Source organism: Leifsonia poae, from assembly GCF_050632195.1.
Lineage (GTDB): Bacteria > Actinomycetota > Actinomycetes > Actinomycetales > Microbacteriaceae > Leifsonia > Leifsonia poae_C.
In genome coordinates this window covers 1,212,701-1,226,371 of record NZ_CP192580.1, presented here as the reverse complement: position 1 = coordinate 1,226,371, position 13,671 = coordinate 1,212,701, and the positions used below count along the sequence as shown (strand labels likewise).

Genomic DNA, 13,671 nt, shown 5'->3' with positions numbered 1-13,671 from the left:
AATATTGTTATTGCTAGGTGTCTCTCCTCGTGAGTTACACCGCCAATCACTCGCCGACTAGGGTAAGCGGGCGAGTGTTTTGGGGGCGAGTCAGGGCGATATTCGGGTTGTCGCCCTGACTCGGGGTTTGAAAAGGGGCCGGCCATTCGGGTGCCGGCCCCTTTCTCCATGTCCGGGGGCTTTTCGCTCGCTTCGCACTCCCGCACGCTGCTGCCCCGGCACTTGACTGAGTGGTCCCGAATTGCCGTGTAATCACGTGATTACACGGCAATTCGGGACCACTCATCGTCGGCAGACCAACGAGGGGTCGCAACGCGCCGTCAGTGGCCGCGTGCCAACGGCGTGTCGCGACCCCTCGTGCTCAGATCGCGAGGCAGGCGCGAGCGGGCGGGCGCGAGAGGCGTCAGGGCTCGCGCACGGGGCGCGGGATCTCCAGCCAGAGGTCGACCTCGTCGTCCTCCGTGTCGGCGCCGAGGGCGTTCGCGTTGCCGTCGTCGAACATCCTGAGGCCGACGACGGTGACCGCGGTCTTCGACGAGCGGGGCACGGTGCGCACGATGAGCTTGTCGGTCGTGGTCCCCCGGATCGCGTCGGCGAGCCGCTTGAGCACGACGCCGAGGGACCGGTCGTCGAGGTCGTCGATGCCGCCCTCGTCGAGGAGGCTGACGACGACGCCACGGCGGCGCGCATCCATCACCTGACGGCGCACGTCGTCGTTGAGGAGGCGGCGGCCGCGGATCTCGTCGCGGATCGCACCCTCGAGGTAGCGGCATTCCCGGCGCTCGGCCTCGGTGAGGTCGCCCCCGCGGCGCACGATCTCCGCGAGCATGGGGGCGGCGACCCGGTAGGTCTGCCGCAGCCGCATCTGGCGCTCCATCACGTGGGCCTCCTGGGCGGCCTGCCACTCCGTGGCCTCGCGTTCCGCTCGCGCGAACTGCAGCGCATCCCGCCCGGCCTTGGCCAGCGATCCGGAGATCACCACGGCGACGCCGACCCAGACGACCGAGCCGATCACTCCGAGTCCGGCAAGAGCAGGCACACCTGCCCAGACGATCGTCTGCACGGCCAGGTAGGCGACGCCGATCCACGCAGCGAACTGCTGGCGGCGCACAGCGACGATAGTCATCAGGGTGCCGACGGCCGCGACGTACCAGGTGCCGTACCCGTTGTCCTTGGTGGGGTCGAGCTGGCTCGTGACCAGGATGGGGATGGCCACACAGACGGCGAGATCGAACGCCGCCAGCCAGAGGGGCATCTTGGTGGGGCTGGTCGGCCAGAGGCTGATCACGGTGGCGATCGCGTACAGGATCATCGCGGCGATCGGCGGTCCCGGATTCACGGGGATCGACAGCGACGAGAGCCCGAGGAAGAGGTGGTACGCCGAGAACAGGGCCCCGAGGCCGAGGAAGAGGAACCGGGGAAGGGTGATCACGAGCCGACCTCCGCATCCACTTCGGACGACGGCCACAGGATGGTCACGGTCGTGCCGCCGCCGGGCTCGGAGTCGATACGGGCGTGGCCTCCGACCTTCGACAGACGTTCCCGGATGCTCACGCGCAGCCCCAGACGCTCGGCCGGCACCTCGCGGTAGTCGAAGCCACGCCCGGTGTCGGCGACGACGATGTGCACCGTAGCGAGCGGACTGCCGCCTCGGATCGCGAGCGTGCGACCGACCTCGGGGCCGCCGGCGTGCTGCATGCTGTTGACCATCGCCTGCACCGTCGCCGAATAGACCGCCTCAGCGACGTTGACGGGCAGGGTGTGGACCTCCACATCCCGAACGTCGAGCTTGAACGGCGACGAGAAGGCCTCGGCGGCGGTCGTTATGCGCTCGCTCAGCCGGTCGAGCCCCACCAGGGACTGGTCTTCGGGACTCGATGCCTCGGCCGCGTGCAGGTGGCCGATCGCGTCGGACGCCATCCTCGCGGCGAGTTCCTTCGCTTCGGGGGTGCGCGCGCTGGCGGCGGAGAGGAGGGTGGTCAGGACACTGTCGTGGACGATCGCATCCACCTGCACCCGCTCGACCTCCGTCGCGTGCTGCCGCACGGCGTTCGCGTACTTGGCGAGTGCCTGACTCTGCGCGGCGTCGACCGTGGACGCCGCCTGTCGCAGCATGGCGATGATCACGAGGATGACACCGCCGAGGATGATCGCGTAGAGCGCGTCCAGGCCGGCGATCTCGGCTCCGACGCCTCCGCCAGATGGCGACGCTCGCACGAAACCGTAGGCGATCGGGACAACGAAGGTGTACGCCGTCGCCAGCCAGAGCGGGAAGGCCACTGCTGCGAAGGCGGTGAACACAGAACAGAGGAACCACACCCAGGGCTTCTCGCCGATCGCGTTCGGATCGAGAGCGAGAAGCGGCCAGGTCACGATCGCGATGAGGAACACGATGGACAGGGTGCCCATCGCCGCCTTGACGAACTTCTGGATGATGGCGAGCACGGGGATGATCGCCAGCCCGGCGAAGACGACAGTCACCTCGATTACGCCCCACGGCTCCTTGACGCTGCCGAGCTGCGACAGCGCCGCGGGGAACGTCTGCAGTCCGAAGACCAGCCCGAAGGCGGACACGCTGCGGCCGGCGATGCGCTCGAAGCGCGCTCGGCTGATCGGATTCCGTGGCTGGGTGGCCCCCGGCAGGGACCTCTCGACCGCGTTAGTTGCGCTCATTGCCCGTGTCGGGGTCGAGCCCGGGCAGGATGCCGTCTTCCACGGCACGGCGAAGCAGGTCGACCTTGGTCGGCGCGGGACGCCCGACCTCGACGTACTTCACGCGGATACGGTCGAGATACTCGCGAGCCGTCGAGTTCGCGATGCCGAGCTGTGCGGCGACCGCCTTGAGCGGGAGCCCGGATGCGTACAGGTGCAGCACATCCCTCTCCCGTCGACCGAGCTGGGCCTTCGCGAAGTCGCTGTCGGCGTCGATAGCCGTCGCCCACTCGAGGTTGTTGAGCACGTCACCGCTCGCGACCGTCTTGATCGCATTCATGACCGTGGTGGTCGGAGAGGACTTCGGGATGACGCCTGCCGCACCCGCGGCGAGCGCCTCACGAACGCTGGCGACCCGGTCGGCGATGCTGTGCACCAGCACGGCTGCGCCGGTGGCCTGAGCCCGCTTCACGTTGTCCGTGACACGCGACCCGTCGCCCAGCGAGAGGTCGAGCACGACGACGTCGCACTCCTGCGAGCCGAGCAGTTCGACGAACTCGTCGACGGTGGCCGCGGTGACGAGCACCTCGTAGCCGGCGTCCTGGCAGGCCGCTTTGAGCCCCAGGCGCACAGACTCGTGATCATCGACGATTGCCACGCGTACCATGCTGTCCATCGTAGTGGGATGCATGTATTACCAAGCGCTCACCGCGTGAGCGTGGCGACCGCCTCGACGTGGTGGGTGTTCGGGAAGAGGTCGAAGGCGCGGAGGGTGCGGAGCTCGTACCCGTGGCCGCCGAAGAGCGCGACGTCTCGGGCCAACGCCACGGGATCACAGGCCACATAGACGATCTGAGCCGGTTCGAGCGAGGCGAGCGCATCCACGGCCGGGCGTCCGGCGCCCGAGCGCGGCGGGTCGAGGATGACCGTCGCGGCGCGCAGCCGGGACCGGTCGGTCGCGGATGAATCGGCGGCGAGTCGCGACACGAACCGTTCGACCCGATCGGTGACGACGGATGCGCCCAACCACTCGGCCAAATTCTCGGCCGCGTTGTCGGTGGCGGCCTCGTCGCTCTCGACCGAGGTGATGCGGAGGGTGCTGCCGAAGCGGTCGCCGAGGGCGGCCGCGAGCAGGCCGACGCCGCCGTAGAGATCGAGGTTTGCGGCCCGCGGGTCGAAGAGAGCCTCGTCGACGGCCGACTGCACGGCCTCGGTCAGCGTGGCGGCGGCACGACGGTGCACCTGCCAGAAGCCGCGCACGTCGAGCTGGAACTCGCGGTCGCCGACGACCTCGCGGATGGGCATGGGGCGGTGCCGCGGTCGCACGGTGCGCTTGCCACGCTTCACCGCGGGCTCGTTGACGATGACGTGCGCGGCGCCCGTCCCGGTCGCGATCACGTCGATGGACTCGGCGCCGGGGAACGACTGGCCGAACGGGACGGTCTCCTGCACGAGCTCGGTCGCGAGCGGCAGGTCGGTGACCGGGACGACCGTGTGCGACCGGGCCGCATACGGGCCGAACGTGCCGGCGCGGTCGACCTGGAGTCGCACGCGGGTGCGCCATCCTGTGCCGTCGATGGTCTCGTCGCCCACGGGCTCGACCGTGACGTCGGACTCCAGCTTCGCCATCCGCTGGAGCGCGTCGGCGAGCACCTGCCGCTTCAGCTCTCGCTGGTGGGGCAGGCGGATGTGGCCGAACTCCGCGCCACCCGCACGCACATCCGGAGCCCGGTCGATGGATGCGGCAGACCAGACGTGCTGCTGCCTCTCGGGAGACGCTTCGAGCACCTCGAGCGTCTCGGCCCGCCAGAAGCTGTCGTGCTTGCGATCGGTGACCCGTGCACGGATGCGCTCCCCCGGCATCGTGTCGGGCACGAAGACGACGCGGCCCTCATGCCGGGCCACGAAGACACCGCCGTGGGCGACGTTGGTAATGTCGAGGTCGACCACGTCCACCTTCTGGACTTCCCGGGCCTGATCGTTCTGGGGCATCCGTCGAGCATCCCACAGGAATCCATGCGCCTCTACCTCGCTTCCACCTCGCCGGCCCGCCTCGCGCTGCTGCGTGCCGCGGGCATCGAACCCGTCGTCGTCCCCTCGCACGTCGATGAAGAGGCGGCGGTCGCCGCGGCCGAGGCCGAGCACGGGCCGTTGCCTGCGGACGCGATGGTCCAACTGCTCGCCCGGTTGAAGGCCGAGGCGGTGCGCGGCGACCTCGACGGCTCCCCGATCGACGGGTTCATCCTCGGCGGGGACTCGGCGTTCGAGCTCGACGGACAGATCTACGGCAAGCCGCACGAGCCCGAGGTGGCCCGTGGCCGCTGGCGTGCGCAGCGCGGACGGACCGGCCTTCTGCATTCGGGGCATTACCTGATCGATCACCGCGGCGGCGTGGAGAACGTGTCCGTCGGTCGCACGGCGGTCGCGGCGGTCACCTTCGCCGACGTGACGGATTCGGAGATCGACGCGTACGTGGCGAGCGGAGAACCCCTCGAGGTAGCGGGTGCGTTCACGATCGACAGCCTGGGCGGTCCGTTCATCACGCGGGTGGAGGGCGACCCGAGTACTGTCGTAGGGTTGTCGCTCGCGACGCTGCGCGATCTCTTTCGGGAACTGGGCGTCGACTGGCCGAGCCTGTGGAACCGAGTTTTGTAGGCATCCCGACTAGCGGCCCCATGATTTTTGTCGGGTTCACCCAAAAGGGGACCCTCACGGACGAATAGGCTAAAGAACTGTGCCACGTATCACCAAGGTCCTCATCGCCAACCGGGGCGAGATCGCCGTCCGGGTCATCCGAGCGGCGAAGGACAGCGGAATAGCCGCCGTCGCCGTCTACGCCGACCAGGACCGCGACGCGATGCACGTGAAGCTCGCCGACGAGGCGTACGCGCTCGACGGTTCGACGAGCGCCGACACCTACCTGGTCATCGAGAAGCTGCTCTCCGTCGCCCGCCGTTCCGGCGCCGACGCCGTGCACCCGGGATATGGATTCCTCGCCGAGAACGCAGACTTCGCGCGCGCGGTCATCGGAGCCGGCCTCACCTGGATCGGCCCGTCGCCGGAGGCCATCGAACGTCTCGGTGACAAGGTCAGCGCGCGGCACGTCGCCGAGAAGGTGGGCGCACCGCTCGCCCCCGGCACGCTCAACCCGGTGGCCGACGCTTCCGAGGTTCTCGACTTCGTGGACGTGCACGGTCTGCCGGTCGCCATCAAGGCCGCGTTCGGCGGAGGAGGCCGCGGCCTGAAGGTCGCCCGCACCCGCGACGAGGTCGCGGAACTCTTCGAGTCGGCGACGCGTGAGGCCATCGCAGCATTCGGCCGCGGAGAGTGCTTCGTCGAGAAGTACCTCGACCAGCCGCGCCACGTCGAGACCCAGTGCCTGGCGGATGCGTACGGCAACGTCGTCGTGGTCTCCACCCGCGACTGCTCGCTGCAGCGTCGCCACCAGAAGCTCGTCGAAGAGGCACCTGCGCCGTTCCTCACTGCTGAGCAGACCGAGCAGTTGTACAGCGCATCCAAGGCCATCCTCAAGGAGGTCGGCTACCTGGGCGCCGGCACCTGCGAGTTCCTCATCGGCAAGGACGGCACCGTCTCGTTCCTCGAGGTGAACACGCGACTGCAGGTCGAGCATCCTGTGTCCGAAGAGGTCACGGGCATCGACCTGGTCCGCGAGCAGTTCCGCCTCGCCGAGGGCGGCGAGCTCGACTACGACGACCCCATCGCTCGCGGGCACTCGTTCGAGTTCCGCATCAACGGTGAGGATGCGGGCCGCGGCTTCATCCCGTCGCCCGGACCCGTTCACGTCTTCAAGCCGGCGGGCGGCCCCGGCGTTCGTGTCGACAGCGGCATCCAGGCCGGCGACGTGATCAGCGGAGCCTTCGACTCGATGCTCGCCAAGCTCATCGTCACCGGTGCGAACCGCGACGAGGCGCTGGAGCGTGCGCGACGCGCCCTCGACGAGTTCGAGGTCGCCGGTCTGCCGACCGTTCTCCCGTTCCACCGCGCGATCGTGCGCGACCCGGCCTTCGCACCGCAGGACGGCGAGCCGTTCTCGATCTACACGCGCTGGATCGAAACTGAGTTCGTCAACGAGATCGACCCGTGGTCTGGGTCGCTCGGAGACGCGGCACCCGAAGCGCAGCGCAGCAGCGTCGTCGTCGAGGTCGAGGGCAAGCGCATCGAGGTGTCGATGCCCGCCAAGCTCCTCACCGGCGGCGGCTCGGCCGCAGCACCTACCGCTCCTGCACCGCGGCGCCGAGGCGGAGCACACGCCGTCGACACCGCAACCGGCGACTCCGTCACCGCTCCGATGCAGGCCACGATCGTCAAGCTCGCTGTCGCGGACGGCGACGAGGTCGTCAAGGGCGACCTGGTGCTGGTGCTCGAGGCCATGAAGATGGAGCAGCCCCTCACCGCCCACAAGGACGGCACCGTCGCAGGCCTCAACGCGAACGTCGGCGAGACCGTGTCGTCGGGTCACCTCCTGCTCAACATCGTCTAGCCACCGGACGACCGCCCAAAGGGATCGTTCCGGAATTCCGGATACGTAACCCGCTCACGCCCGAACGCTCCGAAATTCCGGAGCGTTCCGCGGCGAGTCTGTCGAAACATCCGGAATCAGCAACATCGTCTCGATGCTGTCACTGACCCACCGCCAGTCGTGCAGCACTTGATTGGCAGAGAACCTGAGCCGACGAGAGCCGCGCACAGCGATCGCTGTATCGCGAGCACGGTCGCGATCGAAAGCCTCGGGGCTCGAGTGGTACGCGAAGCCGTCGATTTCCAGGTAAAGGCGTCCGTCTATCCTGAGGTCGACGCGGCCAACCCCGGGCACCGACACTTGTTGTTCCACGAGGTGCCCGGCCGCGCTCAACCTCTGACGGGTGAGTGACTCGACGCCCGAATCCGATCCGGGCTTGGCCGCGGCCGCGATCGCCTGCGCCCACTTCGGCTCGGTCGCGAAGATGTCGCCTACGTCGGAGTAGCGAACAGCGCCGGCCGAAAGTGCCGTATCGATCACCGCGACGGCAGTCTCTCTGCCGGCGCATCGAACCACGCTACGAAGACAGTCGACCAGCGAGACCCTCCATACTTCCTCGTGGGCCGCCGATCGGGTCCAATGCGTCACCGTGGTGGGAGCAACCGCAGGCAATCGGGTGGAGTGAGGCTGCACCGTGACGTGAGTGCGTCCATCCAACCCGCCCCAAAGTCCATATGTTCTAGCCGCGGAGACGCAACTGAGCCTCCCGCCGAGCCGCGCGGCCTCCAATGTGGATCTTGCGATTGTCGGCAGTGCATAGGTTCCCTGCCGTACGCGAAGAAGCTGCCCCGAGCGGACAGCGCGCGTCAACTGCTGCGAGGTTGCTCCGGCCGCTATGAGCTGCGCGAGTTTGACCACTCCCCGAGCTCGGCGATGCGATCGATCCAGGTCTGCATGGACCGATTGTGAAGGTACGGATGATCAGCCGGGGCTCGCGCGTGAATCCCGTGGAGAGATCACGTCTGTGAGTGGTTTCGGAATTCCGGAGACTTCGCACGACACGCCGATTCGGAGTCCGGAATTCCGGGGTCGACGACTGAATGCACCGCACCTCTCCGGAGTTCCGGACCGGCGGGCGGGGTGGGGCGGTGGGCCGGGCGGGCTATAGGACGATGTGCATCGCTCGGGCGGCCTCGGAGATCGAGCCGGAGAGCGAGGGGTAGACCGTGAAGGCGCGGGCGACCTGGTCGACCGTCAGGCGGTGCTCGACGGCGAGCGCCAGCGGGAAGATGAGTTCGGATGCGCGCGGCGCGACGATCACGCCGCCGATGACCGTTCCCGACCCGGTGCGGGCGAAGAGCTTGACGAAGCCGTCCTTGATGCCGAGCATCTTGGCTCGCGGGTTGGACTTGAGCGGCAGCTTGTAGATGTCGCCCTGCGCGATGCCCTCCTCGATCTGCTTCTGGTTCCAGCCGACGGTCGCGATCTCGGGCTGGGTGAAGATGTTCGAGGTGACGTTGCGGAGTTCGAACGGGTTGACCGCATCCCCCATCGCGTGGAAGACCGCGGTGCGTCCCTGCATAGCCGCCACCGAAGCGAGCGGCATCAGGTCGGAGCAGTCGCCCGCGGCGTAGATGTTCGGCACCGAAGTGCGCGCGACGCGGTTGACCCGGATGTGGCCCGAATCGGTGAGCTGCACGCCGGCCTCCTCGAGACCGATGCCCGCCGTGTTGGGCACCGAGCCGACGGCCATCAGGCAGTGGCTGCCCTCGATGGTGCGTCCGTCTGTGAGGGTGGCGACCACGCCATCCGGAGTGCGCTTGATCGACTCGGCGCGGGACTTCGAGAGCACTTGCATCCCGTTGCGCTTGAACACGTTCTCGATGACCCGGGCCGCGTCGGCGTCTTCGCCGGGGAGAACCTGGTCGCGGCTGGAGATCAGCGTGACCTTCGAGCCGAGTGCCGTGTATGCCGATGCGAACTCGGCACCGGTGACGCCCGATCCGACCACGATGAGATGCTCGGGCACGTGGGGCAGGTCGTACAGCTGCGTCCAGGTCAGGATGCGCTCCCCATCCGGAACCGCCGACGCCAGGATGCGCGGGCTGGCGCCGGTCGCGATGACGATGGTGTCCGCCTCGATCCGGTCGAAGTCGGTGCCGGTGTCACCCGCGGCGGTGGACACGATGATGGCGCTCGACCCGTCGAGCCGCCCCTCACCGGTGACGATGCGCACGTTGGAGCGCACGAGTTCGGCCTTCATGTCCTCCGACTGCTGACGCGCCAGCCCCATCAGTCGCTTGTTGACCGCGGCGAGGTTGACGGCGACATCCGGACGCACCGGCTTGCCGTGGTCGCCCCGGCTGAAGAACTGCACGCCGAGGTCGGCGGCCTCGCCGATCGCGTTGGCTGCTTCGGCGGTGGCGATCAGGCTCTTCGACGGCACGACATCCGTGATGACGGCGGAGCCGCCGACACCGATGCGCTCGACGATGGTGACCTCGGCCCCGAGCTGCGCGCCGGCCAGGGCCGCCTCGTAACCTCCGGGTCCTCCTCCGAGTACAGCGATTCTCTGCTTGCGCTCGAATTCATAGGCCATGCCTCTATTGTCTCGCACGTTCGGGTGTTCTCCTGCACGTTCCCGCGCCGATGCGCATCCGCTCGCAGAGGCGATCACCGACGGCCTCCGAATAGAGTTGGTGCATGTCTGACACGATCACGAACCCGCTGGACGACCTGGCTACCGACCCTTTCGAGGTCGCACGGCAGGCGGCAGAACAGCTCGCCGAGAAGACCGGCGTCACCAAGCACGACATCGCTCTGACATTGGGCAGCGGATGGGGGAAGGCGGCCGACCTCATCGGTGAGACGACCGCGACCATCCCGGCCACCGAGATCATCGGTTTCAGCGCGCCCGCACTCGCCGGCCACGTCGGAACGTTGCGCTCGATCCTGCTCCCGAACGGCAAGCGCGCCCTGGTGATCGGCGCACGCACCCACTACTACGAAGGCCATGGTGTGCGCCGCGTCGTCCACAGCGTGCGCACTGCGGCTGCGGCGGGTGTCGAGACGATGATCCTCACCAATGGAGCGGGCGGCATCAAAGAGACGTGGAAGCCGGGTACGCCCGTTCTGATCAGCGACCACATCAACCTCACCGCCGATTCCCCGCTCGAGGGCGCCACCTTCATCGACCTGACCGACCTGTATTCGGCGCGACTGCGCGGGATCGCGAAACAGATCGATCCGAGCCTCGACGAGGGCGTGTACACGCAGTTCCGCGGCCCCCACTACGAGACCCCGGCCGAGGTGCAGATGGCCAAGACCATCGGCGGCCACATCGTGGGCATGTCGACCGCGCTCGAGGCGATCGCCGCGCGTCAGGCCGGCATGGAGATCCTCGGGATGTCGCTGATCACCAACCTGGCCGCGGGCATCCAGAAGACCCCGCTCAGCCACCAGGAGGTCATCGAGGCCGGCCGCGAAGCCGAGTCCGTGATCGGGGCGCTCCTCGCGAAGATCGTGGGCGCACTGTGAGCGCCGCGCACTCCGGAGACGCCGCTGTCGACGGCAACGCAGATCTGCTCGAACAGGTACGTTCTTGGATCGCGCAAGACCCCGATCCTGAGACCCGCGACGAGCTGCAGGAGCTCGCCGTCGCAGCCGAGAGCGGCTCGCAGCCGGCGCTCGACGACCTGCACTCGCGTTTCGACACCCGCCTCGCCTTCGGTACTGCGGGTCTCCGCGGCGAGATCGCGGGTGGCCCGAACAGGATGAACCGGGTGCTCGTCGCCCAGGCGGCGGCAGGATTCGCGCGCTACCTCCTCGAGCACGCGGAAGGCTCGACCCCGTCGGTCGTCATCGGCTACGACGGGCGCAAGAACTCCGACGTGTTCGCCCGCGACACGGCGGAGTTGATGGCGGGCGCGGGCGTGCGCGCCATCCTGCTCCCCGGCTGATGCCCACCCCCGTGCTGGCCTTCGCCGTACGACACCTCGACGTCAGCGCCGGCGTCATGGTCACGGCGAGCCACAACCCGCCGAACGACAACGGATACAAGGTCTACCTGGGTGGGGAGGACCACGGCTCCCAGATCGTGTCGCCCGTCGACGCGGAGATCGCCGCCCACATCTTGGAGGTCGCCGCCGGAAGCATCAGCGACCTGCCGCGGGCCGAGACCTACGAGATCGCGCCCGAGTCGGTGGAGCAGGACTACATCGCCGCCACGGCCGCCGTCGCGACATCGTCGGCGCCTCGGGATGCGGTCTCGTTCACGTATACCGCGATGCACGGCGTCGGCTGGCGCACCGCTCAGCAGGTCTTCGCAAAGGCGGGATTCGCTGAGCCCACGCTCGTCGCGGAGCAGATCGATCCCGACCCCGCGTTTCCGACCGTGGCCTTCCCCAACCCCGAGGAGCCGGGTGCGATGGACCTCGCGTTCCAGACCGCCAGAGCGGCCGGGTCGGCTCTCGTGATCGCGAACGACCCTGACGCCGACAGGCTCGCCGTGGCGATTCCGGATTCGTCGAGCGAGGCCGGATACCGTCGCCTCAGCGGCAACGAGGTCGGCGCGCTGCTCGGCTGGCGCGCTGCCGAACTCGCCGAGTCTGCGGCCGCGTCCTCGTCTGACGGCGCTGCGTTCGGTGCCCTGGCGTGCTCGATCGTGTCGTCTCCGGCGTTGAAGGCGGTGGCGGATGCATACCGTCTCGATTTCCAGGACACCCTCACCGGTTTCAAATGGGTCTCGCGCGCTCCCGGCCTCATCTACGGATTCGAGGAGGCGCTCGGCTATCTCGTGAACCCGGAGACCGTCCGCGACAAAGACGGCATCTCGGCCGCCACAGCGCTTCTCGATCTCGCGGCGACCCTCGCCGCCGAGGGCGACAGTGTCGAGGGCCGGCTGGGGGCGTTCGCCGAGAGGTTCGGCTTCTTCGCCTCCGACCAGATCTCGATCCGCGTCACCGACCTCAGCGAGATCGACCGCATCATGTCTTCGCTTCGGGCGACCCCGCCGGCGGCCCTCGGCGACGTGAAGGTCACCCAGATCGACGACCTGTCCGACGGCTTCGGCTCGCTCCCCCGAGCGACGTGCTGCGCATCCTGCTCGAGGACGGCTCACGAGTGATGGTGCGACCGAGCGGCACCGAGCCGAAGCTCAAGATCTACATCGACGCTTCGAGCGACCAGGGCTCGGTTGCGGAGCGCAAGGCGATCGCCGAAGCGCGTGTCGTCGCTCTCGGAGCCGCGATGCGCGAGCTCACCGCGGCCTAGCCGAGGTCGGCGCTGCGTCGGCGTCGCCGTCGCCGTCGCTCAGGATGCGATGGGCTCGGGCGACGTCTCGGGCGCGGCGGCGGGCGCGGGCACTCCCGCCCGACGCCGCGCGTATCCCGCGAGGAACAGCACCAGTGCCAGCGCGGTCACCACAGCCCCGACAGCCGGCACGGCGGCCGGCCCGCCCACTGCGAGCGCGGCAGAGCCGATCGGCGGTGCGACGGCGATCCCGACGTACATAGCCGTCGAGTACCACGACAACGCGAGAGCCGACGAGGCCGGATCAACCGTGACGAGCCTGTGCTGCACCGGAATCGCGATCGCGAACGCCGCGATCCCCCAGACCGCGAAGACGACGATCGACGCCGCGAACGACGACTCCACGAACGGAAGCACGGCCAGCGCGACGATCTGGCCCGCCAGCGCGATGACGGCGGTCTTCCGGCTGCCGAACCGGTCTGTGAGCGGCCCTGCGAAGATGTTCCCTGCGATCCCGGCAACTCCGTAGGCGAGGAGGAGCGTCGCGAGCAAGGCGCCCGATCCGCCGGTCGATGCGTGGGTGACGGATGCGCTGAAGATGTACACGATGTTGAAGCCGGCGATCATCAGGAGTGTCGTGCCCAATGGCGCGAGCACCCGCGGGTCGACGAGCGGGGCGAGGCGGCGACGGATGGTGACGGCCGGCGCGATCGGCACGCCGCGGACGACCAACGGGATCGCGACGACGAGCACGACGGCGATGCCGACGAGGAGCCAGAGCGGAAGCCGCCAACCGGCCGCTCCCCCGAGGGCCGTGCCGAAGGGCGAGCCGATCGCTGTCGCGAGCGTGAATCCCGCTCCGACGATGGCGAGAGCGCGCCCGCGTTGCTCGGGGCGCGCGAGCGAGGCCGCTGCCGCGGTCGCGGTCGGTACGAGCGCGGCACCGCCGATTCCGGACAGTGTCCGTCCTGCGATGAAGAGTGGTAGGGACGCGGCCGACACGGCGATCGCGCCCCCGACGGCGAAGACGGCGAGCCCGGCCGCCATCAGAATGGCGCGCGGCACGCGAGGCAGCAGGATCGAGATGATCGGAGCCGCGATCGCGACGACGAGGGAGTACGACGTGATCGAGTAGCTCACATCCGTGGGCGTTGCGCCGAGGTTGTCGGCGATGTCGGGGAGGAGGCCGGCGATGACGAAGGCGTTCGTGCCGACCACGAACATGGCGAGTGCGAGCACGAGCAGGCTCAGAGTGGATCTGCGATATGATTGTTCGACGGAGATCATAC

10 protein-coding genes and 2 pseudogenes are annotated in these 13,671 nt (G+C 68.4%); 4 read left to right on the top strand and 8 right to left on the bottom strand.

Going from position 1 to position 13,671, the window contains the following annotated elements; all coding sequences use genetic code 11:
• Positions 1-403: 403 nt before the first annotated feature.
• From ACQ86A_RS06255 to ACQ86A_RS06240, 4 genes are read right to left on the bottom strand one after another with little or no spacing between them, the layout of a single operon-like run.
• Complete coding sequence (locus ACQ86A_RS06255; protein WP_431279713.1) at positions 404-1,432, bottom strand: hypothetical protein; 1,029 nt, start codon at positions 1,430-1,432, stop codon at positions 404-406.
• Positions 1,429-2,673, bottom strand: a complete 1,245-nt coding sequence (locus ACQ86A_RS06250; protein WP_431279712.1) for an ATP-binding protein — start codon at positions 2,671-2,673, stop codon at positions 1,429-1,431. Before ACQ86A_RS06250 ends, ACQ86A_RS06255 begins: the two co-directional genes overlap by 4 nt.
• Positions 2,660-3,319, bottom strand: coding sequence for a response regulator transcription factor (locus ACQ86A_RS06245; protein WP_387061546.1), 660 nt, complete (start codon positions 3,317-3,319; stop codon positions 2,660-2,662). Before ACQ86A_RS06245 ends, ACQ86A_RS06250 begins: the two co-directional genes overlap by 14 nt.
• 38 nt (positions 3,320-3,357) lie before the next feature.
• Entirely contained in the window at positions 3,358-4,644 is a 1,287-nt protein-coding gene (locus ACQ86A_RS06240) for a class I SAM-dependent RNA methyltransferase (RefSeq protein WP_431279711.1), read from the bottom strand.
• Positions 4,645-4,668: 24 nt separating this feature from the next.
• Here ACQ86A_RS06240 and ACQ86A_RS06235 point away from each other — a divergent pair, with 24 nt between their 5' ends.
• Together ACQ86A_RS06235 and ACQ86A_RS06230 are read left to right on the top strand one after the other, a co-directional pair.
• Complete coding sequence (locus ACQ86A_RS06235) at positions 4,669-5,307, top strand: Maf family protein (protein WP_431279710.1); 639 nt, start codon at positions 4,669-4,671, stop codon at positions 5,305-5,307.
• Positions 5,308-5,386: 79 nt separating this feature from the next.
• Positions 5,387-7,153, top strand: coding sequence for an acetyl/propionyl/methylcrotonyl-CoA carboxylase subunit alpha (locus tag ACQ86A_RS06230; RefSeq protein ID WP_431279709.1), 1,767 nt, complete (start codon positions 5,387-5,389; stop codon positions 7,151-7,153).
• 54 nt (positions 7,154-7,207) lie between these two features.
• Here ACQ86A_RS06230 and ACQ86A_RS06225 read toward each other — a convergent pair whose 3' ends face one another.
• The 3 genes and pseudogenes from ACQ86A_RS06225 to ACQ86A_RS06215 all read right to left on the bottom strand — a co-directional run bounded on the left by ACQ86A_RS06225 (position 7,208) and on the right by ACQ86A_RS06215 (position 9,731).
• Positions 7,208-7,672, bottom strand: a complete 465-nt coding sequence (locus tag ACQ86A_RS06225; protein WP_431280522.1) for an endonuclease domain-containing protein — start codon at positions 7,670-7,672, stop codon at positions 7,208-7,210.
• 327 nt (positions 7,673-7,999) lie between these two features.
• Positions 8,000-8,050: pseudogene (locus ACQ86A_RS06220) on the bottom strand (hypothetical protein); the annotation flags it as partial.
• A gap of 244 nt (positions 8,051-8,294) precedes the next feature.
• Positions 8,295-9,731 (bottom strand): NAD(P)H-quinone dehydrogenase, encoded by a 1,437-nt coding sequence (locus tag ACQ86A_RS06215; protein ID WP_431279708.1) that lies wholly within the window; start codon positions 9,729-9,731, stop codon positions 8,295-8,297.
• A 104-nt stretch (positions 9,732-9,835) separates the two neighbouring features.
• Here ACQ86A_RS06215 and ACQ86A_RS06210 point away from each other — a divergent pair, with 104 nt between their 5' ends.
• On the top strand, positions 9,836-10,669 hold the full coding sequence (locus ACQ86A_RS06210) for a purine-nucleoside phosphorylase (RefSeq protein ID WP_431279707.1): 834 nt from the start codon (positions 9,836-9,838) through the stop codon (positions 10,667-10,669).
• 44 nt (positions 10,670-10,713) lie between these two features.
• A pseudogene (locus ACQ86A_RS06205) lies at positions 10,714-12,403 on the top strand (phospho-sugar mutase).
• A 39-nt stretch (positions 12,404-12,442) separates the two neighbouring features.
• Here the strand turns inward: ACQ86A_RS06205 and ACQ86A_RS06200 are convergent.
• A complete protein-coding gene (locus ACQ86A_RS06200; protein WP_431279706.1) occupies positions 12,443-13,669 on the bottom strand; it encodes an MFS transporter in 1,227 nt (408 codons plus the stop codon).
• Between the last annotated feature and the right edge of the window lie 2 nt (positions 13,670-13,671).